Source organism: Bacteroides sp. 2201st1_D9_2201SCRN_220225 (genome assembly GCF_040928965.1).
Taxonomy (GTDB): Bacteria; Bacteroidota; Bacteroidia; order Bacteroidales; family Bacteroidaceae; genus Bacteroides; species Bacteroides stercoris.
Genome location: NZ_JBCODG010000015.1, coordinates 42511 through 67935, shown reverse-complemented (window position 1 = coordinate 67935; position 25425 = coordinate 42511). Strand labels below are relative to the sequence as shown.

Below are 25425 nucleotides of genomic sequence, written 5' to 3'. Positions count from 1 at the left end.
TATTATTTAGTACCAGGAATCAATTCCAAAATCTCTTTAATAGGCATGCACAAATCACGGACTTCCTGAGCTCGTCCGTTTTCCAAAATAGTACATGCAACCCGCATCATGGCCGGATAAGCAGCACGAAGCATGTGATTGGCATAAATTACCACATTCACCCCCCACTTACGAAGTTCGCTTTCGTGAATATGATCATATGTAGTAGGAACAACAACAATAGGAACGTGGGCATACCTCTGACGAAAAGTAAGACAGAATTCCTTGATATCTTCACCGGACTTATTTTTACTATGAATCATAATACCATCAGCACCCGCTTCAACATAAGCATAGGCGCGTTCCAAAGCGTCACTCATAGGTTTGCCGGCAATAAGGCTTTCAATACGGGCAATAATCATAAAATCCTGAGTAACCTGCGCTTCCTTACCTGCTTTTATTTTCGCACAAAAACCCTCAATCGTATCTTGAGTTTGAATTGCATCAGTACCAAAAAGAGAGTTTTTTTTCAATCCTACTTTATCTTCGATAATAATCGCAGAAATACCATGGCGTTCAAGCGTACGAACTGTGAATGTAAAATGCTCTATCTTGCCACCTGTATCGCCATCAAAAATGATAGGTTTAGTAGTACATTCAAGGATATTATTCAAATCCTGCAAACGAGTTGTAAGGTCAACGGCCTCAATATCCGGTTTACCTTTACTGGTAGAATCAGTCAAACTGCTGGACCACATACCGTCAAAAACTTCACGTTTATCACCTTTCTGGATTTCAAGATTCTCAATAATAAGTCCGCAAAGCCCATCATGCGCCTCAAGAATACGAACAATCGGTTTAGCATTTATTAAACGGCGAAGAGTTTTTAAACGAATATCAGGAGTTGTTCCAATAGATTTTATCTCTTTATCAAGAGAAGAGGAATTTATACCTTTCGTATATGGTATTTCTATCACCTTTCCTCCTTGCTCATTCATTACCTCAAATACCTGTTCACGAATTTCACGCAAAGGACCGTTTTTCCAATCATCGCCGTGAATGATATAGTCCGGTCTGATACGTTTTAAATTATCAACATAACTCCACTCTTCCTGAGGGATTACTTCTGAAACTCCCTTAATATTCTCCACCACTTCTTTACGCTGCTCGTATGTCAGATAAGGAAGGCGCTTATGTTCTGCAATGGCCTTGTCTGTCAAAAGACCAACTATTACATCGCCATATTTGGTGGCTTCATTAATGATATGGATCAGACCGGGATGCATAATGTCAGCGGTCATACCAATATAAACTTTCTTATTCATAAATTTTATATAAGTTAGTTATTATGTTAGCACTAAATTTGAACATATCGTGAAAAAGGAAGTAAGCACTCTATTAATTGCATACGCCTTCGGGGACACTTGTAAAACACTCCAATCGTTTTTTACTAATTAATACGTTTTGATTTTGATATTAGCTTGTAGCTAAAGATTTTATTAGCTGTCGTGTTAACAAAGTCATGACAACTATTAAATATCTTTGGAAAGTGATAAATTACCGTTATCTCAACTTCAACATCACTGGCATAATGAAGTGAATTATTGCATTGAATAGCAAACTTCTGCTGCCCATCATTCAAACTAAATTCTGATAGAACCCAAGTTTGGTACTTGAAATAAAATCTTTTAGTCCTTCACTGTTATACATAACATTTTAGTTTGTAGCAAAAGTATCGCTTTCAAAGGAGAAGCCTAAACAGAGGGCTTACTCAATAACTCAAAATAAAGACTTAATTTTAAAAGTTTATGGACAAACTAAGATTTGCATATTTATGTTTAGGGAAGCATCAGAACCGGCTTCCAAATAATGCCAACTATCTTGACTGTTTTAATATTTCTGCTATGGTATGACGAATCATCTCCGGAGATTGCCGTGTATCCAAAATAGAAATAATCAAAATCTCGTTTCGGGATATGGCATAATAAATAACATTAGGAGTATTTATCAAATAACGGACATCGTATTTATCATCTGAAAAATAGAAATCGCGCATTCCCATACAAGGGAAAGAAGCCAACAGATTTATGTGAGATGAAATCTTGTATTTTACTTTTGTTGCAACTGCCTTTCCAAATAAAGAATCTACCTTCTCCAGCAAAGAAACGAAATCTTCTATGGCAGAAGCCAGCCATACTATTTCCATCCCATTCGCAGGTTAATCATCTCATCTACCTGTGAATTGGGAATACAATGCCCTGCACGTTGTTCTTCTATGGCAAAATCCACTAAATTACGCATCATCTCCTTAGGTAAAGAAGCTATGAAATCATCCACATTGCGGCAGGACGATTCGTATGCCATAGCAGCCTCATTGGCTGATTGAGGCTCCGGCTCTTGATTCTTATACAACTTGGCTTCGTTCATCGCTCCTTAATTTTCTTCAAAAATAAACCTAAATATCGGAAATACCTAAGGTTTACTCACTTATTTTCTTCACTGTATTTGCAATCATCTATCGTTTCCTATCTCTCAAATAATCCCACCACAGATTCAATCCTACCCAAATCACAATATCGGCAATCAGCAGCACCGTATTGTTTATATAAGGAACCAACAGGATATTGGCCGCACTGAAAGCGCAGGACATGGAGAGCAGACTCAGCATCGCCCTTCGCGGCGACAGCCCTATCGCCAGCAGTTTATGATGGATATGGTTCTTGTCCGGCTCGAAAGGGCTGTGTCCCTCGCGGATGCGGACCAGGACGACACGCACCACATCGAACGCCGGAATAATCAGGGTGCTGAAAGCTATGAGAAAGGCGCCTTCGGTGTAAGGCATGATATCCGTGTTGTGCTGGCTGTACTTTATGGCAAGGAAACTGAGGGTATAGCCCAAGGTAAGGCTTCCCGTATCGCCCATGAAAATCTTGCGGGCACGCTCCACACTGCCGAACACGTTGTAATAGAAGAACGGCACAAGCACGCCGAAAGTGCCGGCCGAAAGCATGGCATAACTCCACAGGCCCTTGCTGATGAACAGGAAGGTGAAAACCAGCAATGCCACACTGCTCAAGCCTGAGGCAAGACCGTCGATGCCGTCTATCAGGTTGATGGCGTTGGTGATAAAGACCACCGTAAGCACAGTGAAAGGTATGCCGACATAAGCCGAAAGCTCGTGTATGCCGAACAGGCCGTACAAATCGTTTATCCAAAGTCCCGACAAGGGGAAAAGGCAGGCACAGAAGATTTGGATGGCAAACTTCTGGCGGTAGCGCACACCGACAAGGTCGTCGGCAATGCCCGTCAGATAGAGCAGCGTCATGCCGCAGGCAAACAGCAAAAGCTCCGGAAGCAGATAGCTGGCATAGAGCGTGGAAATGCTGTCGCCGTCCAGCAGGCGGAAAGCATAGACAAGGCAGAAAGCAAACAGGGTGGTGGGGAAAAATGATACGCCCCCCAACCGCGGGATAGCTCTCTTATGTATCTTACGGTCATCCGGTATGTCAAAAAGTTTTTTGCGCAGGGATATCAATAGGATACGCGGTATCAGAATACGGGCAATAACTGCCGATATCAGAAAGGTAAGAATAATAAAAATGAAGTTCACGGCAATAACTGTTGTTTAGTAATTAGCGGTTGATAGCTGAAAAACATAAACGCTTACTGACAGGGAGAGAGAGGAAAATTGTCAGGCAGAATCAATCTATAATCTCGAAAGGGTATTGATTCTCTTCCATATTCTTCAACTCGCCGATGATTTCCTTCTGCTCCGGCGTCAAAGAAGCCATATCCCAGGTATTGATAATGGAGTGGGCCTCAGCGGCAAGTTTTTCTTCGTATACCTCGCCGTAGCAGCAGGTTAGAAGACGCACTTTCAGAAGCGAATCCGGAAGCTTGTCGAGAACATTCAGGCAACGGTCGAGCAGGCGCTGGATATACTGCTGCTTGCGGCCATTGTCGTAGAATGTGGCATTCAGGGCTACGAGAATGGAGAGGCAAAGTTCGGCTTCCTCTTCCGGCGTGTTGCCTTCCAAGGTGTTGTACAAATCAAGCGCTTGCTCGTAAACTTCGCGATTCAGACGGGCAAAGTGATCGCTGTAAATGGGACTGCCGTCCATGCCCAGATTCAAGAGTTCATGGGCACGGACGTACAAAGATGAAACGTGTTCGTTCATTTTTATACTGATAAATAAATTATTGAATTACAAGTGTTTCAGATTACACCTATCGGTTCTATAAGCGAAGAGTGAATAAATGTAGTGGCTACTGCCATGACGCCTTCTATGTTTACCACCACACGGCGGTCGTGGCGCAGACGGACAAACTCGCCCACGGCTCCTTCGAAAACTCCGCCCGTGATGCGTACTTTGGTTCCTTTCACCAGTTTCAGTTCTTCCGGCTCCACGTAGATGACGGCCTCGTCGTACGTGCCTGCAACCAGTATGAAGCTGCGCATCTGCGCATCCGGAATAATAACCGGCTGATGGGTCTCACGGTTCATGATATAGCGTACCGGTATGTTCAGAACCGGATTGTTTTTGATTTCATCGATACGGGAACGGGTGGAACGGAGAAATACCAGGTTGTGTATGGCGGGAACGAGCTTGCGGACGCGGCGTTCGTTCCTTATGACATACTCGTAGCGCATGGGGATGAAATTCTCTATATTTTCCTTGTCGAGATAGTCCTTCAAGGACAATTCGCGGCTGTATGTTACGCGGACGGCATACCAGTGCAACTGGCAATCCTTGTGGGACTGACACACAGGGGCGTGCTGCAATTCTGCTTGATTATTGTCTGACGGACCGGGCATTACAAAATACGGATTGTAAGAGTTTGAGGAAAACACCACCTTGTGAAAAGGACGTTCTTTGGGGACACCGGTTCAAGAGCACTCTTTCCGGTCAATTCATGTAATGCAATTATAGTCAATAGTTTAGTCTGCATCCATATTATCCCAAAGCTCCCCACTATCACAGAAAGAGAACGTTGAAACAGTTATGTGATCAATAAGCCTTCGGGAAGCCGCAAACGGATGAAACAGATACATTTCCGGACATTCCCGATTAATGAATGCAAAGATATGGCAGTTTTTTGTATTGGCAAAACATTTGGTGGAAATTCTTCGGTTTACCGCCTGCCTTCAAGCATGCCTTTCAGTTCAAGGCAAAGCCGCTGTTTCACTTCGTCTGCCGGCACTTCCCGTCCCAGCTCCTTTTGAAGTGAAGTCACCCCTTTGTCTATGAACCCGCAAGGATGGATATAGCTGAAATAGCGTAAATCCGTATTGACATTGAGCGCCAGGCCATGCATCGTAACATAATGGCTGCTGCGCACACCGATAGCGCAGATTTTACGGGCACGCGGCGAATCTCCGTCCAGCCATACGCCGGTGGCTTTCTCCACACGCCCGGCGGTTATCCCGTAGGAAGCGCATACGCGGATTACGGCTTCTTCCAGCAGATGCACATATTCTTTCAAGCCCAGAGAGAACTCCTCCAGGTTCAGGATAGGATAGCACACAAGCTGCCCCGGCCCGTGATAAGTGATGTCGCCGCCCCGGTCTATGTGATAGAGCGAAGCGCCTATGGCACGCAACTGCTCTTCGCCCAGCAGCATATTGGTTTCCTTACCGCTGCGTCCCAATGTATATACATGCGGATGTTCGCAGAGTACGATACGGTTCACATACTCCTCTCCTGCCTGCTTGGCATGCACAAGCGCATCGAAACACGCCGTCTGCCTGTCCCACGCCTCGGCGTAGGGAACGGTTTTCCAATCAGATATTTCCAGTTTCATAAGACAAACATACTATTTTACCGCCCAACCGCACGTGGCATGATTGGAGCACATGTCCGGAGCTTCATCCGGTCCATGCAAAGATACGAAATCCCGGAATTATACAAGCATCCCGGGCGCAGGCTTTTTTCATAATCTGACCATCGTCAAGGCACGAAGATTATTTTTCGGACGAAAGCATGCATTACCTCCCCCCTATTTTATAATTTTGTTGCCACATTATATATATAATATAAATTGAAGAGCATGAAGAAAATCGTTGTAGCACCGGACTCGTTCAAAGGCTCCCTGACTTCGGCCGAAGTGGCCGATGCCGTGGAAAGAGGAATCAAGGATGTTTTCCCGCAGTGCAATGTCGTCAAAGCCGGTGTGGCGGACGGGGGCGAGGGAACCGTAGAGGCCATTGTCAAAGCGGTGGGAGGAGCTATGTACACAGCCTCCGTTACAGACCCCTTGGGCAGACCGGTAAAGGCAGCCTACGGCATTGTAAGGTCAGGCGGCGTGAAAACCGCCGTTATGGAAATGTCTGCCGCCAGCGGACTGCCGCTCCTGCTTCCCGACGAACTGAACCCGTGGATTACTTCTACGTACGGAACCGGCGAGATGATTTCTGACGCGCTGAACAGAGGATGCCGCAAATTCCTGGTCGGAATAGGCGGCAGCGCCACCAACGATGCGGGCACAGGCATGCTCTCCGCATTGGGAGTGAGATTTCTCGACAGCCGCGGACAAAGGCTGAAAGGCTGCGGCAGGGATTTGGAATCCATTGTCCGGATAGACATGTCGTCTCTGATGCCCGCAGCACGGGAGTCCGAATTTATCGTGGCTTGCGATGTCAACACCCCTTTTTGCGGACCGGACGGAGCGGCCCGTGTCTTTGCTCCCCAAAAAGGAGCAGACCCCCAAACCGCGGAAGCCCTGGACCGCGGCATGCGTTCCTTCGCCGGGGTGATAGCCGGACAGTTCCAGACCGACATAGTCCCCCTGAGCGGAGCCGGTGCAGCCGGCGGATTAGGCGGCGCCTTCAAAGCCTTTTTAAATGCCAGGCTGACCGCAGGGATTGAAATGGTGCTCGACGCCATTGCATTCGACTCGCTTCTCGAAGGAGCGGACCTCGTCATCACGGGCGAGGGACGGATAGATGCCCAGACAGCAGCGGGAAAGACAGCCGCAGGAGTCCTGAGGCATGCCGCACGGAAAGGAATCCCCGTCATCGCCATAGGCGGATCCGTGGCAATGTGCCGGGAGCTTAAAGAGATGGGATTTATCGGCATATATTCCATCATAAACGCTCCGGTGAGCCTTGAACAAGCCATGCGGCAGGATTGGGCCACAGCCCGCATCCGATGCACGGTAGAGCAAATCCTGACCACCATGAAACATTGCGCCGGGACATTGTTGTTTCAAAAAGGCGGAGATTGAAAAATAAAAGTGTAACTTTGCACAGACCAAAAACGACAACGCTTATGGAATTCCCACACGTCGACCTCCCCGTAGACCTGATTGCATGGACAGATGTCACGGAAGACATCCTGAACATCTACAAGCAATCGTGCCGGCTGAAGGCATGTATCTTCGCCTTGTGCACCGAAGGTTCCATCACGGTATCCATCAATCTTATAGATACCGAAATCAAGCAAGGCGACTTCATCATACTGCTTCCGGGCACCATCATCCAGTTTCACGGGCAGAAGGAGAAAGTGCGCATCTGCTTTGCCGGATTTTCCGAACATTGCCTCAACGGAGTCAACATCATCCAGTCCACCATGAGCTCGTACTCCAAGATTATAGAAGCTCCCGTGATACCGCTCAACGAAACCGTCGCTTCCTATTTCCGGGATTACTTCGCATTGCTTGCCCGCATATCCACCGGGCCGTACATGCCCAAGACGCGAATGGCGCAGAACGTGCTGGACACCCTGCTTTATGGTGTCAACGAGCTATACAGCAACCGTCCCGACTCCCAAAACAGGATTAAAAGCCGGAAAGAGGAAATCTGCCGTGAGTTCATACAACTGGTCATCGAGAACTACACCACCGAACGCCGCGCGCAGTTCTATGCCGCGAAACTGGGCATATCGCTGCAACACCTCAGCACCACCATCAAGCAGGTGACCGGGAAGAATGTGCTGGACCTCATTGCGCATGTCGTCATCATCGACATAAAAGCCAAACTGAAATCCACGGACATGACCATCCAGGAGATAGCCTATTCGCTGAACTTCCCCAGCGCCTCGTTCTTCGGCAAGTATTTCAAGCGGCACTTGGGAATGAGTCCGCTGGAATACAGAAACAGCTAACCCCCTACCCCTTCACCGGCATGATGCAGGAGAGCGCTATGACCGTTACAGCCAGCATGGGCGTCAACAGTATTCCGTACACCGGATAGAGAATGCCCACAGCTACCAGCACGCCTGCCAGATGAAAGGCCATTGTCCGGAAAAAGTTACGGCGCATCAGCCGGAGCGTATGGCGGGACAGGCCGAAGAGCCGGGGGAGCAACTGCAAATCGGCGGATTTCATCACTATCATAGCCTTGTCCGTCAGCCCATCACCGGCACTTGCACCCGCGGCAATACTTACATCGGCGGCAGCCAGCGCCTGTGCGTCGTTGACGCCGTCGCCCACCATAACCACCTTCTTCCCCTGCAAGCGGAGTTCGCGGATAAAAGCCTCCTTATCCTCCGGCTGGGCGTCGGACATGTAACGGATGATGCCCAGCTTCCCCGCTATGGCCGAAGCGGTACGCTCACCGTCGCCCGTCAGCATACAGATGTCCAGCCCCTGCCCCCTAAGCTCTTTGACTACACCGGAAGCGGTCGCTTTCAGTCTGTCCTTGACGGCTATTATGGCAAGCAACTCATCCTCACGCCCGAAGTAAACGATGCTGTTTCCCTCCGACTCATACTCCACCAGCATATCTCCCAGCACATCGGAAAGATAAGCCCGATAGTCTTTCAGCAGTTTATGGCTGCCCACCCAATATTCCGTACCGTTGCAGAGGGACTTCACCCCCTTGCCTTTCAGCACCCCGCAGCCGTCCAGCGGTGCGGGAGTTATGCGTTCTTCGCGCAGGGCGGCGGTAATGGCTGCTGCCAGCGGGTCGGGCGAGTTCATTTCCGTAGCCAGCAATATCCGCTTGAAATCCTCTTCCTGATACTGCGCCCACAACCAGGCGGTGACCGTAGGCTGCCCCTCGGTCAGCGTGCCGGTCTTGTCAAAAACCACTACATCGGCCTTGTCCAGCCGCTCCAGCGCCAGGGAGTCCTTTATCCGGATGTGCATATCGGCAGCCCTGCCTATGCCGCGCGTCAGGGCAAGCGGAGCGACCAGTCCCAGCGCACACGGGCAGGCGACGATAAAAACGGAGACGACCGCATAGAACGCATGCGGCACAGCGGTCATACCGCCCCAGAATATCCAGATAAAAAACACGGCAACCGCCGTTCCCGCCAGGACGGGAAAGAAAATCCGGGCTATGCGGTCTGCACCGTGCCGCTCTTCGGGCAGGAAGCGGAACACCTTGCCGGTGAGCCCCACCGCTACAACCAGCACCGCCACTTCGTAGTAGACATACGGGTGAAGCCCCACCCTGAGCCAATAGTCCGGAAAGAACGTGTTGAACAGGCTGAAAAGGAAAGCAACGGAAGCGCCGAAGGCAATCAGCGTATCCAGCCCGATGCGCCCCGCACAAAGCTGCTTCCGGGCGGCCGCATAGAAAGCGTTTCCCGGAAACAGCAGCACAAGGGCTGCCAACGACATCTGTATTTCGTTGACATAGGGCACCTCACCGTCGAAGACGGAAAGCAGCGACAGCAATACGGCAAGCGCCCACGCGGCGGCGGCCTTCATCTTCAGGCAGCGATACCGGCTGTTCCGCTCTTCCATCTCACGGTGTTCCATACTACCGGCATGTTCCGCGCCGTGCAGTTTCTGCGCAGAACATACGTTCTTCAATATATTGTTCATTCTATATAAACTTTAGGGGGTTGTTACTCTGAACTTAGTAAACAACCGGAACGCAGCGTTTGTTCAATTCCTCCTTCCCCTCCGGCCTGCGTGCAAGCTGTGGCGCGCATTGCAGAACGGGAATATCCGTCTTGTGAGGCGCACGGGCGGGGATTGCCGGAGATAGGAAGTTTTAACCGCCTGCCGGGATTATTTTTTTCCTTTTTATGCGTGGAGTTCACTAATAAGTTCTATATTTGTCGATAAAGTTTCCTGAATGAAATGTTGTTTTATAAACGAAATCCAATATGAAAAAACAAACTGTCAGCCTACTTGTCCTTCTGCTTGCGGCAAGCGGCTTTTTCTTTTCCTGTGGTAACACCATGAACAAAAACGCCGGAGCGCTGGAGTTCGACAGCATACAAGTGAACGAAACCGCCCATCTCTTCGGTGATACCGCCAAGCCGGCATGCAACCTCATCATCAACCTTGCGTACGCTTCCCAATCTTCGGACGAGAAGATGAAGGACAGTCTGAACACCTATTTCCTCTCCGCCTGCTTCGGCGAGAAGTACATGGGCATGACTCCCGAAGAAGCCGTAAAGAAGTACACCGAAAAGTACGTGGGCGACTACCGCAAAGACCTGGAACCGATGTACCGCAAAGACGAGCAGGACAAGGAGAATGCCGGAGAGATAGGGGCATGGTACTCCTACTATAAAGGCATCGAAAGCCATGTGCAACTGTACACCGGGCATCTGCTCGTTTACCGCATCGACTACAACGAATACACCGGCGGCGCACACGGCATCTATATGTCCACCTTCCTCAACCTCGACCTGCGCACACTCGCTCCCATCCGCCTGGACGACCTGTTTGCCGGCGACTACAAGGAGCAGCTCACCGACCTCCTTTGGAACCAGCTTATGGCGGACAACAAAGTAGCCACCCGCCAGGAACTGGAAGATATGGGATACGTCACCACCGGCGACCTCACGCCGACCGAGAACTTCTACCTGGGCAAGGACGGCATCACATTCTATTACAATGTCTACGACATCGCCCCCTACGTAATGGGCCCCGTAAAGATAACACTACCGTACGAAATGATGCAGCACCTGCTGAGCGACGAAACAATGGCGCTGAACGACGTGCGCAACCCATAACCCATAACTTTTATAACTCATAACACAACAATGGAACTTATCCTGAAATACTTTCCCGACCTGACAGAGGAGCAGAAAAGGCAGTTCGCCGCCCTCTACGACCTCTATACGGACTGGAACTCCAAAATAAACGTCATCTCGCGTAAAGACATTGAAAACCTGTACGAGCACCACGTGCTCCACTCCCTGGGCATAGCCAAGGTAATCCGCTTCAAGCCGGGTACGAAAGTCATGGACTTAGGCACGGGAGGCGGCTTTCCGGGCATCCCGCTGGCGATACTCTTTCCCGAAGTGCAGTTTCACCTGGTGGACAGCATCGGCAAGAAAGTGCGCGTGGCCACCGAGATAGCCGGCAGCATCGGACTGAAAAACGTAACCACCCGCCATGCACGCGCCGAAGAGGAAAAGCAACTGTTCGACTTCGTGGTGAGCCGTGCCGTAATGCCCCTTACCGACTTGCTGAAAATAATCCGCAAGAACATCTCGCCCAAACAGCAGAACGCACTGCCCAACGGACTCATCTGCCTCAAAGGCGGAGAGCTGGAGAGAGAGACGATGCCCGTGAAGAACAAAACCACGATGTGGAACCTCAAGGAATTCTTCGGGGAAGAGTTCTTCGAGACCAAAAAGGTGGTGTACGTGGCAAACTGAACGAGCACTCCGGAAAGCTAATGTAGCACTCTGGAAAGCAGAAGTGGCACTCTGGAAAGCTAATGTAGCACTTTAGAAAATTAATGTAGCACTTTAGAAACCGTAACAAACAACATATCGAATTAAACGCCTATATATACGCCATGAAGATAAAGAGATTTGAATTTAACATGTTCCCGGAAAACTGCTACGTGCTGTGGGACGAAACCCTGGAAGCCGTAGTTATCGATCCCGGCTGTTTCTACGAAGAAGAGAAACAGGCTTTAAAGAACTTTATCATCAGCAACGGGCTGCAAGTGAAGCACCTGCTGAACACGCACCTGCACCTGGACCACATCTTCGGCAACCCCTTCATGCTGAAAGAATTCGGACTGAAAGCGGAAGCCAACCAGGCGGATGAGTTCTGGATTGACGAAGCACCCAAGCAAAGCCGCATGTTCGGTTTCCAGTTGCCGGAACCGCCCGTACCGCTGGGCACTTACCTGCACGACGGCGACATCATCACCTTCGGCCATACGGAGCTGGAAGCCATCCACGTGCCGGGACACTCGCCGGGCAGCCTGGTGTACTACTGCGCGGCAGAGCACTGCATGTTCTCCGGCGACGTACTGTTCCAGGGCAGCATCGGCCGTGCCGACCTTGCCGGCGGCAACTTCGACGAACTGATAGAACATATATGCAGCCGCCTGTTCATACTGCCCAGCGAAACGGTTGTCTATCCGGGGCACGGAGCCCCCACAACCATCGGCACCGAAAAGGCGGAGAACCCGTTCTTCAGGTAAGCCTCCCCCCGTTCTCCGGATAAAAAAGCCCGCCGCAGAAAGCGCAGGACACCGGCCCTTCCGTAGCAGACGCAAGTACCGGTCCGCCCCCTGCGGCGAAAACAATAAACTTCTAAATCATTACCGTTATGAAAAACGACCTATTGGCTAACCGCCACATCGGCATCAGCAAAAAGGACGAAGAGCAGATGCTCCGCAAAATCGGAGTGAGCAGCCTGGACGAGCTGATTGATAAAACCATCCCCGCGAATATCCGTCTCAAAGAACCGCTGGCACTGCCCGAAGCCATGACCGAATACGAGTTCGGACAGCACATCGCGGCACTGGCAGCCAAAAACAAACTCTACACCACTTACATCGGCATGGGGTGGTACAACACCGTGACGCCTGCCGTAATCCAGCGCAACGTGTTCGAGAACCCCGTCTGGTACACCTCCTATACGCCCTACCAGACCGAAGTGTCGCAAGGACGCCTGGAGGCCCTGCTGAACTTCCAGACCGCCGTATGCGACCTCACCGGCATGCCCCTTGCCAACTGCTCCCTGCTGGACGAGGCAACCGCCGCCGCCGAAGCCGTGACGATGATGTACGCCCTGCGCCCGCGCGATATGCAGAAGTCGGGAGCCAACGTGGTGTTCGTGGACGAAAGCGTATTCCCGCAGACACTTGCCGTTGTCACCACCCGCGCCATCCCGCAGGGCATCCGGATACGCACGGGCAAGTACGGCGAAACGGAACTCACGCCCGACACCTTTGCCTGCATTGTGCAGTATCCGAATGCCGGCGGAAACATAGAAGACTACCGCGCATTCGTGGAGAAAGCACACGCCGCAGGCTGCAAAGTGGCAGTTGCCGCCGATATACTGAGCCTCGCCCTGCTCACCCCGCCGGGAGAATGGGGAGCGGACATCGTATTCGGAACCACCCAGCGGCTGGGTACGCCGATGTTCTACGGCGGCCCGTCGGCAGCTTATTTCGCCACACGCGACGAGTACAAGCGCAACATGCCGGGACGCATCATCGGCTGGTCCAAAGACAAATACGGAAAACTGTGCTACCGCATGGCGCTGCAAACCCGCGAACAGCACATCAAACGCGAGAAGGCCACTTCCAACATCTGTACCGCACAGGCATTGCTGGCCACGATGGCAGGCTTCTATGCCGTATACCACGGGCCGGAAGGCATCCGCACCATTGCCGGACGCATCCACAGCATCGCCGCATTCCTGGAAAAGGAAATCAATAAATTAGGATACAGGCAGATGAACGCCCAATACTTCGACACGCTCCGCTTCGCCCTGCCCGACAATGTATCGGCACAGCAAGTGCGCACCGTAGCCCTGAGCAAGGAAGTGAACCTGCGCTACTTCAAGAACGGCGACGTGGGCATGAGCATTGACGAAACCACCGACCTCGCCGCAGTAAACGTACTGCTCTCCATTTTCGGCATCGCCGCCGGAAAGGACTATACCAAAGCCGCCGACATCCCCGAAAGCTGCACCATTGCGGAAGCGTTCCGCCGTCAGAGCGCGTACCTGACGCACGAGGTGTTCAACAAATACCACACGGAGACGGAGATGATGCGCTACATCAAGCGGCTGGACCGCAAGGACATCTCACTGGCGCACTCCATGATTTCGCTCGGCTCGTGCACCATGAAGCTGAACGCCGCCGCGGAGATGCTGCCCCTCAGCCGCCCGGAATTCATGGGCATGCACCCGCTCGTTCCCGAAGACCAGGCGGAAGGCTACCGCGAGCTTATACACAACCTCAGCGAGGAACTGAAAGTGATAACCGGCTTTGCCGGCGTAAGCCTGCAACCCAATTCCGGCGCTGCCGGAGAGTATGCGGGGCTGCGCGTAATCCGCGCCTATCAGGAGAGCATCGGGCAGGGACACCGCAACAAGGTGCTGATACCTGCTTCGGCGCACGGCACCAACCCGGCTTCCGCCGTCCAGGCCGGTTTCACCACCGTTACCTGCGCCTGCGACGAACAGGGCAACGTTGACATGGCCGACCTCCGCGCCAAAGCCGAAGAGAACAAGGACAGCCTTGCCGCGCTGATGATTACCTACCCCTCCACCCACGGCATCTTTGAAACGGAAATCGTGGAAATCTGCCAGATTATCCATGCCTGCGGCGCGCAGGTGTATATGGACGGCGCCAACATGAATGCACAGGTGGGGCTGACCAACCCCGGATTTATCGGCGCCGATGTATGCCACCTGAACCTGCACAAGACATTCGCGTCTCCTCACGGCGGCGGCGGACCGGGCGTAGGCCCTATCTGCGTGGCAGAGCATCTGGTTCCGTTCCTGCCGGGGCACGGACTGTTCGGCAATGCCGCCAATGAAGTAGCGGCAGCACCCTTCGGCAGCGCGGGCATCCTGCCCATCACCTACGGCTACATCCGCATGATGGGTGCGGAAGGGCTGGCACGCGCCACCCAAACGGCCATCCTGAACGCCAACTACCTGGCTGCATGCTTCAAGGATACCTACGGCATCGTTTATCGCGGGGCAAACGGCTTTGTCGGCCACGAAATGATACTGGAGTGCCGCAAGGTGCACGAGGAAACGGGCATCAGCGAAAACGACATCGCCAAGCGACTGATGGACTACGGATACCATGCGCCTACCCTCTCCTTCCCCGTTCACGGCACGCTGATGATAGAACCCACAGAGAGCGAAAGCCTTGCCGAACTGGATAACTTCGTACACGTAATGCTCGCCATCTGGCAGGAGATTCAGGAAGTGAAGAACGGCGAAGCGGACAAGAACGACAATGTGCTGGTAAATGCCCCGCATCCCGAATACGAAGTGGTGGCCGATACATGGGAGCACAGCTATACCCGGCAGAAAGCCGCCTATCCGATAGAAAGCGTACGCGACAACAAATTCTGGGTGAACGTGGCACGGGTGGACAATACGTTGGGCGACCGCAAACTGCTGCCTACGTGCTACGGGTGCTTCGAATAGGGTAGTGAAATATACCCGATGATTTTTTTAGGCACGGATTACACGGATTTCACGGATTTACTTGATTTTTTCTGTTTCTGCGAACTCTGTGTAATTCGTGAAATCTGTGTAATTCGTGAAATCCGTGAAACCTGTGTAATCCGTGTAATCCGTGTAATCCGTGCCTGAAAAAAATACATACCATTTGTTTCCTTGTTTATATATCCCCCCTGCTTTTATGCCACAAATAAATCTATGAGTACCACTCACAAAAGAAAAAGAAACGGTCTCTTCTACAGCAGAGGCGAAGAAACGGTCAACAGCCTGTCTCACGGCATAGGCATCTCGATGGCGGTCATTATCGGGGGATTCTTCCTGATGAAATGCTACCGGGCACAAGACCCGTGGGCGATACTCGGCATGTGGCTCTACCTGTTCGGTATGGGCGGCTCCTACCTGTCCTCCACCCTTTACCACTCCCTGAAGCACCATAACCCGTGGAAACGGCGGTTGCGCCATTGGGACCACGCGGCTATCTACTGGCACATTGCCGGAAGTTTCTCTCCCGTTACGCTGATTGCCTTGCGCGATGAGGGGCTATGGGGCTGGGGACTGTTCTGCTTTGTCTGGTTGTGCGCCGTTGCGGGCACTATCATCAGCTTCCGCAAAATGAAAGAACACAGCTATGTGGAAACGGTGTGCTACATCCTTATGGGGCTGTCCGTGCTGGTGGTGTTCAAACAGCTTTTTGCCGTTGCGCCCGTATCCTGCTATTGGATTATCGCCGAAGGGGTATGCTATATAGGCGGTGCGGCGTTGTATTCCATACGCAGCGTGCGCTATATGCACTCGGCTTTTCATTTCTTCGTACTGGCGGGGTCGGGCTGCCACCTTGTTGCCGTATGGTACATTCTGGCGGGGATATAAACAGGCTCTCCGCCTATACATGATACATGCACCGTCAGCGGATTACGGTTACCGTGCCTGCCGCCAGCTTCTTCTCTTTCACGGGAGCGTCCGCAGGGGCATAGCCCAAGGCGGCACAGCCGTACACACGGTGATTTTCGGGGATGCCGAGACGGGTGAGGAAAGCACGCACGTCGGGGTCGTCGCAGGTCTGCCCCAATTGGTTAATCCAGCAAGAGCCGATGCCCAAAGACTTGGCGGCAAGGAAAATATTCTGCAAGGCGCATGCGCAGTCCATAGGCGCCCACCAGCGGGTAGGCTCGTTGGAGACGATGACCAGCGTCGGAGCATGGTAATAGCAACAATAGGTTTCGCTATGTCCGCGCTCCTGCAAATGAGGGTCGTCGCTCTTGGCAAAAGCGCCTTTTATCTTTTCATTCAGTTCGGTCAGCACGGCGGCATTCTGGATGGCGGTGAAATGCCACGTCTGGAAGTTCATGCCGCTGGGGGCATACGCTGCCGCTTCCAGTATAAGGTTCAAATCTCCGGCGGAAACCTGCTGTTCCGTATAAGTACGCACGCTGCGGCGCGCCTTGATGTTTTCCAATACTTCGTTGCTCATTGTCAGGATATATGTTTTTTTATGTAAGGAGAGTTAATGCGTCAAGTTTCAGTCGGCCGTTCCGCCTATACCGGCGCTAAACAGACGGTCAGCGCTTTACCAATCCTATCTTTACGTTCAGTTTAAAGTAATACACACCGTTCTCCCGCTCCAGGAAGCCGTATTTGTCCTTATCTACCGAACCCTTCTCGAAACGGGTGTTCCGGTAAAGGAAGTCGGCAAAGGTCTGCCGGTCGGACTTATGGTAGCAGAGCACCCCGCCGTCTCCATTGGTCAGCAGCATGCCTTCCACGGCAGAGTCCGTACCGTTGTAAATCTTTGCCGGACGCATGCCCGTTGCAAGCGCCAGCAGGAACTGCTTCATCTTGAATTCGTAGAAGCGGTGCTTGTTTATCAGTTCGTCCTTGATTTTCAGGGGATTCATCTCCTTAATGCGTTCCGTCAGTTCGGCAACACGGGTAATGCCGTCCAGATGCATGATACGCACCATCTCGGCCAGCATACGGGGGAAGTGGAGGTCTATCATCAGCAGGTTGCAGCGGAACACACGGTCGGCAACGTCGGAATACTTCAACACGCCGCCCAGACGCTCAATCATCATCATGCGTTCGGCAACTTCCATAGGCGATTCGGGCAAGGCGTTCACCTTGTTTACCGTGGGCACGGCAAACTTCACGCCGCTCTGCTCCAGCTTCAGATTGGCCGTGCGCCCGCCGTCCAGCAAAGGATTCATGCGGCTGAGACGACAACGGACGGTGAAGCCCGTGAGCGGAGCGTCCGCACTCCAGAAAGCTACGGAGAAGTCGGTACGGTCATCGGTTCTGGACTCCAAGTCGTAGATGTTCACAGCATCCAGAAAGGCTTCCAGCCCTTCGGAAACTTCCACCTCCTCGCCTTGCTCATTTCTGAGCAGATGGAGTATGATTTCCGCCGCATCGCCAAAGTCCGCACGGGGAAACGAAAGCGGCTCTTTTCCTGCCGATGCGGTAAACGTACCGTCCTTCTCCACCGTACCGCTGACAATGCGCACATCCTCTTCCCCGATATAATAGCGGCGCGTGCCGTCATGTTCCTCTCTCTGTATCAGCGCCACAGGCCAATACTTCCTATCATCTCTCTGCGCGTCCGGCGTTCCCGGAAAGACTTTTCCGTCCGCCAGCAGACGGAAGAAGGTATACAGTTCGCCCAGCTCGCGCTTGGTTGCTTCAAATGCCATATCAACTCAATTTTGATTAAATAAGTGTGCAAAGATAAGTAAATCCGTACAAAAGATATGGAAAACCCGGAGACTTTACGCTTCCTCAAAACGTAAAGTCTCCACCTTCTCCAGACGCGCCCTCAACTTGGGCATTGCCGACTTGCGGATGCGGAGCGTCATGCGGCAGTCCATGTCGTACGACTGCTCCAACATCTCCGGCTCCTCTTCCTTGACAATGCGCATCACATCGTTCATGAAAGGATACTCGAAAAGGACGGTCACCGTTTCGTCCACCGTCTTTTCAATGACGGTGGCGGCAGCGATGGCCTCGGCAGCGGCAGCCTTATAAGCCACTATCAGTCCGCTGGTTCCCAGCTTTATGCCGCCGAAATAACGGACCACGACAATCAGGATGTCCGTCAGTCCGTTCGAGTTTATCTGCCCCAGGATGGGCTTTCCCGCCGTACCGGACGGTTCGCCGTTGTCATTGGCACGGAAATCCTTGCGCTCGTGCCCCAGCATATAGGCATAACACACGTGGCGGGCATCGTAGTATTTCTTCTGATAAGTTTCCAGATGCGCCTTTACTTCTTCAACCGTACGCACCGGCAAGGCAATAGCGATAAACTTGCTGCGCTTCTCGGTATAAATTCCCTCGGACGGGACGGCTATGGTTTTATACGTATCTTCGCTCATGCCGCAAAGATACTACACTTTTTGCTATCCGCCTTTTGATAGCCGGCAAAAAAAACTTTATCGCGGCAGAAGAAAGAGCCGCTTTTCAGCCGATGCGCCTCCTCACCAGTTGCAGCAACGGTTTCGCCGCAATTATCAGTGTCACGGCAGTAAGTATCATCAGTACGCCGAGCATGATGCGCGGAGTGAGCTGCTCGCCAAACACCACTACGCCGAAGAACAGCGCCGTCACCGGTTCCAGCGCCCCCAATATGGCAGCCGGCGTGGAGCCGATGAGGTGGATGGAGAGCGTCATCAGCACCAACGAAATGATAGTGGGAAACAAAGCCAGCGAAAGGACATTTGCCCACAGCACCGGCGAAGGGACGGGCTGCAAAGCCGTGCAAAAATCCAGACGCACCACATAGATGCTGATGCCGAAGAGCAAAGCATAGAAAGTGAGTTTCGCCGTAGGCAGCTCCTTGAGTGAAGAGCGGTTCACGCCTACGATGTATATGGCGTAGGTCAGCGAGGAGAGAATAACGAACAGTACGCCCAGCATGCTCAACGTCTTCCCGTCCCCACCCTCGTACAGCAGGGAGATGCCCGTAAATGCCAGCGCTATGGAGAACATCGTGATGAAGGAGACTTTCTCGTGGAAAAACACCGCCATGATGATGGCAACCAGCACCGGATAGACAAATAGGATGGTGGACGCAATGCCTGCATCCATGTAGTTATAGCTCTCGAAGAGAAAGAACGAGGAAAAGGAGAACAGCAGCCCCATTACCGCCAGCGGAAGTATATCCGCCTTCTTCAGTGCAAAGGACTGTTTCTTCACTTTCATCAGGATGCCCAGCATCACAACGGCGAAAAAGTAACGGTAAAAGAGGACGGAATCCACACTCATCCCCGCCCCGTACAAGGGCAATGCAAACAACGGGTTCATGCCGTAACTGGCAGCGGCAACGGCTCCGTAAGTAAATCCTTTAAGACGATTATTGGTCATGGCAGTATCTCTTTCTGAAAAATCGGGCGCAAAGATACCGCTTTTATTGATACTTAGCTCCATGAAGAACTAAAAAGAATCCTGCACAACGCAAGCATGCCGCAAGGGAATTGTTCATGCCCCGTTCTTCATTTTATAATACAGCATACCCACCGCGTCCGCCAGCAGCCAACCGATGGGAATAGACCACCAGATGCCCGTTACCCCGACAGAAGGAATAGCCGCCAGTAGGTAGGATAGCGCCACGCGAGTGCCCAGCGAAATCACCGTGAGCACTACCGACATCCCCGGTTTCCGGACAGCCCGGTAATAGCCGTAAAGCAGGAACAGAATGCCGATGCCGCAGTAAAACGCACCCTCTATGCGCAGGTACTCCACTCCGGTAGCAAGGATTTCCGTTTCGCCCGGATGGACGAAAATCAGCATCAGCGGTTCTGCAAAGACGAACACGAGCACGGAGACGATAATCGAAAAGATAACCGTAGTAAGCAAGGCGCTGCGGACACCCCGGCGGATACGCCCGTAACGTTTCGCCCCGAAGTTCTGCGCGATGAAAGTGGAAAAGGCGTTCCCGAACTCCTGCACGGGCATGTATGCAAAGGAGTCTATCTTGACGGCAGCGGCAAAGGCGGCCATGACTGCCGTGCCGAAGCTGTTGACCAGCCCCTGTATCATCAGGATGCCGAAATTCATGACCGACTGCTGCACACAGGTCAGTGTGGAGAAAGAGACTATCTCTTTCAGACTGCCACGGTCGAAGCGCATGTCTCCGATATGCAGCCGCAGTTCCGGACGCTTCCTCCAGGTATAGAGCACTATTCCCGCAGAAGCGACTCCCTGTGCCATGACCGTGGCTATCGCAGCCCCCTCGATGCCCCAGTCCAGTTGCAGGATGAAAAACAGGTCGAGAACGATATTCAGTGCCACAGAGAGTGCCAGAAACCAGAGAGGAGTTACCGAATCTCCCACCGCACGCAGCATCGCCGCATAGAAATTATAGATAAACGTAAAGACAATGCCGCAAAAGATTATCCACAGGTAACCGCGCATCATGCCGTAAATGTCCTGCGGCACTTGCAGCAAACGGAGAATAGGGTCCAGCCATACGAATACCGCCATATTCAGCACGCATGTAACCGCCCCTATCAGTACGAACGACACGAAAATGCTGCGGCGCAGGGCGGAATGGTTTCCCGCACCGTAATGCAGCGAGAATACCGTGCCGCTGCCGATAGACAAACCGAGAAGGATGGAGATAAGGAAGACCATCAGCGTATACGCCGACCCTACCGCCGCCAGTGCATCCGCACCGATGCACTGCCCTACAATCAGCGTATCGGCTATGTTATAGCACTGTTGCAGCAACGAACCCGCCATCATAGGCAGGGTGAAACGCAACAACGTACCCGTTATGCCACCCCGGGTAAGGTCTCCGTTCCGTAACATGATTGTTCACACCCTCTCAGGCAATGCCCAACAACTTCACTTCGAATATCAGTGTGGAGAAAGCCGGAATAGGCCCGCTGGTGCGTGTGCCGTATCCCACGGTGTACGGGATGTAAACCATCCAGTGGTCGCCTACACGCATCTGCTGCAAGGCTATCTGCCAGCCGTCGATTACTTCGTTCAGCCGGAAAGCTTCCGGACAGTTGCGCTTCCAGGAATTGTCAAACTCCCTGCCGTTGATGAGCGTTCCCTTGTAATGCACCGACACAATACTGTTCGGGCGAGGAGTAGCGCTACTGCCCTGCCCGCTTTCCAGAATACGGTAAAGCACGCCGGCAGCCAACTCCTTTACGCCTTCTTCGGTACGCAGATTTTGCAGGAACTGTTCGTTCTTCAGTTTGTATTCTTCCTTTTTACCCATATCGTTCTTTTGGTTTTAATAACTAATGCCGAATAACGGTATCTTATTTTGACGGCAAAGGTCGGCATTTTCCGTATACCGGAAAAGGGAATGGCAATATAAAATAGCGAAGGTGCATCAAAACCTGCCAAGTTTCCATGCACCTTCTTCTCATTCATTCTTTGAAATTATATCTGAATCAGTCCAGTTTATGAATTACCAGTCCCGAACGCAGCTTCGGTTCGAACCAAGTGGTCTTGGGCGGCATGATATTGCCGGTATCGGCAATGTCCATCAACTGCTTCATGGACACAGGATAAAGCGCCAAAGCCACTTTCATCTCACCACTGTCCACCCGCTTCTTCAATTCGCCCAGCCCGCGGATACCGCCGACAAAGTCGATACGCTTGTCGGAACGGAGGTCTTTGATGCCGAGGATTTCATCCAGTATCAGGTTGGACGAAATGGTAACATCCAGCACGCCGATAGGGTCGTTGTCGTTGTAAGTGCCCGGCTTTGCCGTAAGGCTGTACCACTTGCCGTCCAGGTAAAGGGAGAAGTTATGCAGGCCTGCCGGCTTGTAGATTTCCGTTCCTTTCTCTTCTACCGTGAAGTTCTTGCCTACGGCAGCCAGGAATTCTCCGGGAGTCAACCCGTTCAGGTCCTTCACCACGCGGTTGTAGTCGATGATAGTCAACTGGTTGGCGGGGAAACAGACTGCCATGAAGTAGTTGTACTCCTCGTCTCCGCGATGATTGGGATTCTGTCCGGCTTTCTCCGCACCCACCAGGGCTGCTGCTGCACTGCGGTGGTGCCCGTCGGCAATGTAAAGTGCCGGCATCTTGGCGAATTCTTTGGTTATGACCTCAATATCTTCCTGCCGGTCGATAATCCAGAATGTATGGCCGAAACCGTCGTCCGGAGCCACAAAGTCGTAAACAGGCTTCTGTGCCGTGTAACGGGCAATGACCGCATCCAGCACTGCATTGTCGGGATAAGCGAAGAATACGGGCTCGATGTTGGCATTGTTCACACGGACATGCTTCATGCGGTCTTCTTCCTTGTCGCGGCGGGTAAGCTCATGCTTCTTGATAACGCCGTTCATATAATCGGGCACGTATGCGCCCACTACCAAACCATATTGCGTCTTACCATTCATGGTCTGGGCATATATGTAATAGTTCTCCTTATCGTCCTGCACCAGCCAGCCTTTGTCCTGGAACATCCGGAAGTTCTCGGCTGCTTTCCGGTACACACGTTCATCGTGCTCGTCCGTACCGACCGGAAAATCTATTTCGGGCTTGATAATGTGATACAGGGATTTTTCGTTTCCTGCCGCTTCTTCACGCGCTTCGGCGGAATTCAGGACGTCGTACGGACGGGATGCCACCTGCTCTACCAAATCCTGAGGGGGACGAATCCCTTTAAAAGGTTTTATTGTTGCCATGGTTGTCTGAGTATAAATCCATTACTTATTTACGCGGAACTTCTCGCAGCCATCTTTCAGGAAGCCCACAATCTGTCTGGCAGCGGCAATGCCGGCATTGATATTGGCTTCGGCCGTCTGCGCACCCATCTTCTTCGGTGTGGAGAAGTAACGGCCGGCAAACTTGGCGGCAAATGTATCATTGGCTGCGGGCATAATGTCGGTCATGTACTTCAAGTCGGCACGTTCTTCCATCAGTTGTATCAGCTCGGCTTCGTTGATAACTTCCTTGCGGGCGGTGTTCACCAGCAGACCGCCTTTCGGCATCCTGCCCACCAAAGCATAGTTAATGGAGTTCTTGGTTTCCGCCGTTGCGGGAATGTGCAGCGAAACGATGTCGCAGGCAGAATAAAGCTCCTCGGCCGAAGCCACAGCCTTTACACCGTCTTTCTCGATAACCTCTTTCGGGCAGAAAGCGTCGAATGCGTAAATGTCCATGCCGAAACCTTTGGCTATGCGGGCTACATTGCGGCCTACGTTACCGTAAGCATGAATGCCCAGCTTCTTGCCTTTCAGCTCCGTACCGGAAGTACCGTTGTACAGATTGCGGACAGCCATTACCATAAGCCCGAAAGCCAGTTCGGCCACAGCGTTGGAGTTCTGCCCCGGAGTGTTCATCACACATACATTGTGGGCGGTTGCGGCATCCAAGTCCACATTGTCATATCCCGCACCGGCACGCACTACGATTTTCAGCTCTTTGGCGGCATCCAAAACCTCGGCATCAATAATGTCGCTACGGATAATAATGGCATTGGCATCTTTCACGGCTTCCAGCAATTTTGCCTTATCGCCATATTTCTCCAGCAAGGCAAGTTCATAGCCTGCTGCTTCAATTTCTTTGCGAATACCGTCTACTGCAACTTTTGCAAACGGCTTGTCTGTTGCAACTAATACTTTCATGATTCAATGGTATTAAAAAAAGATTCACCACAGAACCGCACGAAGTTTCACAGAGTTTTCCTTTTCATTTCATCTCTGTGGGACTCTGTGCCCTCTGTGGTGAACAAATATTATTAATGAAGTTTCTCAAATTCCTGCATGCAGTCTATCAAAGCCTGTACGCTTTCCTTCGGCATGGCATTGTAGCAAGATGCACGGAAACCGCCTACGGAACGGTGTCCCTTGATACCTACCATACCCTTTTCGGTAGCGAATTTCAGGAAGTCGGCTTCCAGTTCCTTGTATTCGGGAGCCATTACGAAGCAGATGTTCATGCGTGAACGGTCTTCTTTGGCGGCAGTACCCACGAACATCTTGTTGCGGTCTATCTCGGCATACAGCATATCCGCCTTTTCGATGGCGCGACGTTCCATTTCCTTCACACCGCCCTGAGCCTTTATCCAGCGCAATGTCTGCAATGCCGCATAGATAGGAACAACGGGAGGAGTATTGAACATTGAACCGCCGTCGATGTGAGTCTGATAGTTCAGCATGGTCGGGATGTAACGGGATACCTTGCCTACCGCATCATTCTTCACGATGACGAATGTTACGCCCGCAGGAGCCAGATTCTTCTGTGCACCGCCATAGATACAGATGTATTTGGACACATCAATAGGACGGGAGAAAATATCGGACGACATGTCGGCAATCATAGGAACGTTTACGTTCAGGTCTTCCTTCAATTCCGTGCCATAGATAGTATTGTTGGTGGTGATATGGAAATAGTCCGCATCGGCCGGTACCGTATAATCTTTCGGAATGTAAGTATAAGTGGCTTCAGCAGAAGAGGCAACCTCTACAACCTCGCCAAATCCCTTGGCTTCCTTCATGGCTTTCTTTGCCCACACACCCGTATTGAGGTAAGCGGCCTTCTTTTCGAGGAAGTTGAAAGGTATCATGCAGAATTCCAGACTTGCACCACCCCCCAGGAACAGCACCGAATAGCCTTCGGGAATGTTAAGTAGTTCTTTGAACAGTGCTACGGCTTCGTCCACTACGGGCTGGAAGTCCTTGGCGCGGTGGCTAATCTCCATAAGAGACAGACCGGATCCGTTGAAATCTAAAATAGCCTTCGCCGTATCCTCTATCACCTCACGCGGAAGAATGGAAGGTCCTGCGTTGAAATTATGCTTTTTCATTTGAAGTTTGTTTTGGTTATACAATTTCGTTCGTTTATGTCTTTCGACATGGCGAAATTACGGAATTATTTCTGCATTGCAAATCTTTCCTTATAAATTTTCTTCTTTATCGCGTATTTGCCTTACTTTTTATTGGTATATACAAGAAATATACGCCAAACTGTTATGTATACTTAACAAGGAAAGTATTAAAAAGTAAACTGAAAGATAGAAGCTGAAAAAACTTTCTACCGGGAATAAAAACTGAAAAAAAAGTGCATGATTATCAAAAACAAACTATTTTCCCATGCTTAATAACATCACCGGATATGCTT

24 protein-coding genes are annotated in these 25425 nt (G+C 51.5%); 7 read left to right on the top strand and 17 right to left on the bottom strand.

Features of this window, described 5'->3' with window-relative positions; translation table 11 throughout:
• Positions 1–2 precede the first annotated feature (2 nt).
• The 7 genes from aepX to lipB form a co-directional block, all read right to left on the bottom strand.
• Complete coding sequence (gene aepX, locus AB5903_RS07020) at positions 3–1304, bottom strand: phosphoenolpyruvate mutase (protein ID WP_005653687.1); 1302 nt, start codon at positions 1302–1304, stop codon at positions 3–5.
• A 551-nt stretch (positions 1305–1855) separates the two neighbouring features.
• Positions 1856–2185 carry a type II toxin-antitoxin system RelE/ParE family toxin gene (locus AB5903_RS07015; RefSeq protein ID WP_005653685.1) on the bottom strand — a complete coding sequence of 110 codons (330 nt, stop codon included), beginning with the start codon at positions 2183–2185 and terminating at the stop codon, positions 1856–1858.
• A complete protein-coding gene (locus tag AB5903_RS07010; protein WP_005653683.1) occupies positions 2176–2406 on the bottom strand; it encodes a hypothetical protein in 231 nt (76 codons plus the stop codon). The genes AB5903_RS07015 and AB5903_RS07010 overlap by 10 nt, the downstream gene beginning before the upstream one ends.
• A gap of 88 nt (positions 2407–2494) precedes the next feature.
• Positions 2495–3589, bottom strand: coding sequence for an MraY family glycosyltransferase (locus tag AB5903_RS07005; RefSeq protein ID WP_272710739.1), 1095 nt, complete (start codon positions 3587–3589; stop codon positions 2495–2497).
• A 91-nt stretch (positions 3590–3680) separates the two neighbouring features.
• On the bottom strand, positions 3681–4157 hold the full coding sequence (locus tag AB5903_RS07000; RefSeq protein ID WP_005653675.1) for a UpxZ family transcription anti-terminator antagonist: 477 nt from the start codon (positions 4155–4157) through the stop codon (positions 3681–3683).
• A 38-nt stretch (positions 4158–4195) separates the two neighbouring features.
• Positions 4196–4795, bottom strand: coding sequence for a UpxY family transcription antiterminator (locus AB5903_RS06995; RefSeq protein WP_016662914.1), 600 nt, complete (start codon positions 4793–4795; stop codon positions 4196–4198).
• Positions 4796–5112: 317 nt separating this feature from the next.
• A complete protein-coding gene (lipB, locus tag AB5903_RS06990) occupies positions 5113–5781 on the bottom strand; it encodes a lipoyl(octanoyl) transferase LipB (protein ID WP_005653663.1) in 669 nt (222 codons plus the stop codon).
• Positions 5782–6027: 246 nt separating this feature from the next.
• Here lipB and AB5903_RS06985 point away from each other — a divergent pair, with 246 nt between their 5' ends.
• Complete coding sequence (locus AB5903_RS06985) at positions 6028–7203, top strand: glycerate kinase (RefSeq protein WP_368117711.1); 1176 nt, start codon at positions 6028–6030, stop codon at positions 7201–7203.
• A 44-nt stretch (positions 7204–7247) separates the two neighbouring features.
• Positions 7248–8081, top strand: a complete 834-nt coding sequence (locus AB5903_RS06980) for a helix-turn-helix domain-containing protein (RefSeq protein WP_368117710.1) — start codon at positions 7248–7250, stop codon at positions 8079–8081.
• Between the two features lie 4 nt (positions 8082–8085).
• On the opposite strand, the gene AB5903_RS06975 is transcribed toward AB5903_RS06980, so the two are convergent.
• Entirely contained in the window at positions 8086–9750 is a 1665-nt protein-coding gene (locus AB5903_RS06975) for an HAD-IC family P-type ATPase (protein ID WP_368117709.1), read from the bottom strand.
• Between the two features lie 287 nt (positions 9751–10037).
• Here AB5903_RS06975 and AB5903_RS06970 point away from each other — a divergent pair, with 287 nt between their 5' ends.
• The 5 genes from AB5903_RS06970 to AB5903_RS06950 all read left to right on the top strand — a co-directional run bounded on the left by AB5903_RS06970 (position 10038) and on the right by AB5903_RS06950 (position 16212).
• On the top strand, positions 10038–10895 hold the full coding sequence (locus tag AB5903_RS06970) for a DUF3298 and DUF4163 domain-containing protein (protein ID WP_005653648.1): 858 nt from the start codon (positions 10038–10040) through the stop codon (positions 10893–10895).
• A gap of 30 nt (positions 10896–10925) precedes the next feature.
• Positions 10926–11546 carry a 16S rRNA (guanine(527)-N(7))-methyltransferase RsmG gene (gene rsmG / locus AB5903_RS06965; protein WP_005653646.1) on the top strand — a complete coding sequence of 207 codons (621 nt, stop codon included), beginning with the start codon at positions 10926–10928 and terminating at the stop codon, positions 11544–11546.
• 143 nt (positions 11547–11689) lie between these two features.
• Positions 11690–12328: an MBL fold metallo-hydrolase gene (locus AB5903_RS06960; RefSeq protein WP_005653644.1), complete on the top strand. Its 639-nt coding sequence runs from the start codon at positions 11690–11692 to the stop codon at positions 12326–12328.
• Between the two features lie 128 nt (positions 12329–12456).
• A complete protein-coding gene (gcvP, locus tag AB5903_RS06955; protein WP_117740094.1) occupies positions 12457–15306 on the top strand; it encodes an aminomethyl-transferring glycine dehydrogenase in 2850 nt (949 codons plus the stop codon).
• 234 nt (positions 15307–15540) lie between these two features.
• Positions 15541–16212 carry a hemolysin III family protein gene (locus AB5903_RS06950; protein ID WP_117665834.1) on the top strand — a complete coding sequence of 224 codons (672 nt, stop codon included), beginning with the start codon at positions 15541–15543 and terminating at the stop codon, positions 16210–16212.
• Between the two features lie 34 nt (positions 16213–16246).
• On the opposite strand, the gene AB5903_RS06945 is transcribed toward AB5903_RS06950, so the two are convergent.
• The 9 genes from AB5903_RS06945 to serC form a co-directional block, all read right to left on the bottom strand.
• Positions 16247–16813: a nitroreductase family protein gene (locus AB5903_RS06945; RefSeq protein WP_368117708.1), complete on the bottom strand. Its 567-nt coding sequence runs from the start codon at positions 16811–16813 to the stop codon at positions 16247–16249.
• 88 nt (positions 16814–16901) lie between these two features.
• Complete coding sequence (locus AB5903_RS06940) at positions 16902–18029, bottom strand: HpaII family restriction endonuclease (protein ID WP_022104495.1); 1128 nt, start codon at positions 18027–18029, stop codon at positions 16902–16904.
• Positions 18030–18104: 75 nt separating this feature from the next.
• Positions 18105–18707: a YigZ family protein gene (locus AB5903_RS06935; RefSeq protein WP_005653630.1), complete on the bottom strand. Its 603-nt coding sequence runs from the start codon at positions 18705–18707 to the stop codon at positions 18105–18107.
• A gap of 85 nt (positions 18708–18792) precedes the next feature.
• The gene (locus tag AB5903_RS06930; RefSeq protein WP_040315602.1) at positions 18793–19695 is read right to left on the bottom strand and encodes a DMT family transporter; all 903 of its coding nucleotides are present in this window, start codon (positions 19693–19695) and stop codon (positions 18793–18795) included.
• A 114-nt stretch (positions 19696–19809) separates the two neighbouring features.
• Positions 19810–21141, bottom strand: coding sequence for an MATE family efflux transporter (locus tag AB5903_RS06925; RefSeq protein WP_060385022.1), 1332 nt, complete (start codon positions 21139–21141; stop codon positions 19810–19812).
• Between the two features lie 16 nt (positions 21142–21157).
• Positions 21158–21562 carry an FKBP-type peptidyl-prolyl cis-trans isomerase gene (locus tag AB5903_RS06920; RefSeq protein WP_005653626.1) on the bottom strand — a complete coding sequence of 135 codons (405 nt, stop codon included), beginning with the start codon at positions 21560–21562 and terminating at the stop codon, positions 21158–21160.
• A gap of 178 nt (positions 21563–21740) precedes the next feature.
• Entirely contained in the window at positions 21741–22988 is a 1248-nt protein-coding gene (locus tag AB5903_RS06915; protein ID WP_005653622.1) for a DUF1015 domain-containing protein, read from the bottom strand.
• A gap of 21 nt (positions 22989–23009) precedes the next feature.
• Complete coding sequence (locus AB5903_RS06910) at positions 23010–23930, bottom strand: NAD(P)-dependent oxidoreductase (RefSeq protein WP_016662923.1); 921 nt, start codon at positions 23928–23930, stop codon at positions 23010–23012.
• Between the two features lie 113 nt (positions 23931–24043).
• Positions 24044–25111 carry a 3-phosphoserine/phosphohydroxythreonine transaminase gene (serC, locus tag AB5903_RS06905; protein WP_117665826.1) on the bottom strand — a complete coding sequence of 356 codons (1068 nt, stop codon included), beginning with the start codon at positions 25109–25111 and terminating at the stop codon, positions 24044–24046.
• Positions 25112–25425 lie beyond the last annotated feature (314 nt).

What these genes read in the sequence shown, in the direction of transcription:
- AB5903_RS06925 (WP_060385022.1), bottom strand. Translation starts at nt 21,141, where the DNA reads ATGTTACGGAACGGAGACCTTACCCGGGGTGGCATAACGGGTACGTTG.
- AB5903_RS07015 (WP_005653685.1), bottom strand. Translation starts at nt 2,185, where the DNA reads ATGGAAATAGTATGGCTGGCTTCTGCCATAGAAGATTTCGTTTCTTTG.
- rsmG (WP_005653646.1), top strand. Translation starts at nt 10,926, where the DNA reads ATGGAACTTATCCTGAAATACTTTCCCGACCTGACAGAGGAGCAGAAA.
- AB5903_RS07000 (WP_005653675.1), bottom strand. Translation starts at nt 4,157, where the DNA reads ATGAACGAACACGTTTCATCTTTGTACGTCCGTGCCCATGAACTCTTG.
- AB5903_RS06930 (WP_040315602.1), bottom strand. Translation starts at nt 19,695, where the DNA reads ATGACCAATAATCGTCTTAAAGGATTTACTTACGGAGCCGTTGCCGCT.
- AB5903_RS06970 (WP_005653648.1), top strand. Translation starts at nt 10,038, where the DNA reads ATGAAAAAACAAACTGTCAGCCTACTTGTCCTTCTGCTTGCGGCAAGC.
- AB5903_RS06920 (WP_005653626.1), bottom strand. Translation starts at nt 21,562, where the DNA reads ATGGGTAAAAAGGAAGAATACAAACTGAAGAACGAACAGTTCCTGCAA.
- AB5903_RS06915 (WP_005653622.1), bottom strand. Translation starts at nt 22,988, where the DNA reads ATGGCAACAATAAAACCTTTTAAAGGGATTCGTCCCCCTCAGGATTTG.
- AB5903_RS06935 (WP_005653630.1), bottom strand. Translation starts at nt 18,707, where the DNA reads ATGAGCGAAGATACGTATAAAACCATAGCCGTCCCGTCCGAGGGAATT.
- gcvP (WP_117740094.1), top strand. Translation starts at nt 12,457, where the DNA reads ATGAAAAACGACCTATTGGCTAACCGCCACATCGGCATCAGCAAAAAG.
- AB5903_RS06980 (WP_368117710.1), top strand. Translation starts at nt 7,248, where the DNA reads ATGGAATTCCCACACGTCGACCTCCCCGTAGACCTGATTGCATGGACA.
- AB5903_RS06975 (WP_368117709.1), bottom strand. Translation starts at nt 9,750, where the DNA reads ATGAACAATATATTGAAGAACGTATGTTCTGCGCAGAAACTGCACGGC.
- AB5903_RS06910 (WP_016662923.1), bottom strand. Translation starts at nt 23,930, where the DNA reads ATGAAAGTATTAGTTGCAACAGACAAGCCGTTTGCAAAAGTTGCAGTA.
- AB5903_RS06945 (WP_368117708.1), bottom strand. Translation starts at nt 16,813, where the DNA reads ATGAGCAACGAAGTATTGGAAAACATCAAGGCGCGCCGCAGCGTGCGT.
- AB5903_RS06940 (WP_022104495.1), bottom strand. Translation starts at nt 18,029, where the DNA reads ATGGCATTTGAAGCAACCAAGCGCGAGCTGGGCGAACTGTATACCTTC.
- lipB (WP_005653663.1), bottom strand. Translation starts at nt 5,781, where the DNA reads ATGAAACTGGAAATATCTGATTGGAAAACCGTTCCCTACGCCGAGGCG.
- AB5903_RS07010 (WP_005653683.1), bottom strand. Translation starts at nt 2,406, where the DNA reads ATGAACGAAGCCAAGTTGTATAAGAATCAAGAGCCGGAGCCTCAATCA.
- AB5903_RS06960 (WP_005653644.1), top strand. Translation starts at nt 11,690, where the DNA reads ATGAAGATAAAGAGATTTGAATTTAACATGTTCCCGGAAAACTGCTAC.
- aepX (WP_005653687.1), bottom strand. Translation starts at nt 1,304, where the DNA reads ATGAATAAGAAAGTTTATATTGGTATGACCGCTGACATTATGCATCCC.
- serC (WP_117665826.1), bottom strand. Translation starts at nt 25,111, where the DNA reads ATGAAAAAGCATAATTTCAACGCAGGACCTTCCATTCTTCCGCGTGAG.
- AB5903_RS06985 (WP_368117711.1), top strand. Translation starts at nt 6,028, where the DNA reads ATGAAGAAAATCGTTGTAGCACCGGACTCGTTCAAAGGCTCCCTGACT.
- AB5903_RS06995 (WP_016662914.1), bottom strand. Translation starts at nt 4,795, where the DNA reads ATGCCCGGTCCGTCAGACAATAATCAAGCAGAATTGCAGCACGCCCCT.
- AB5903_RS06950 (WP_117665834.1), top strand. Translation starts at nt 15,541, where the DNA reads ATGAGTACCACTCACAAAAGAAAAAGAAACGGTCTCTTCTACAGCAGA.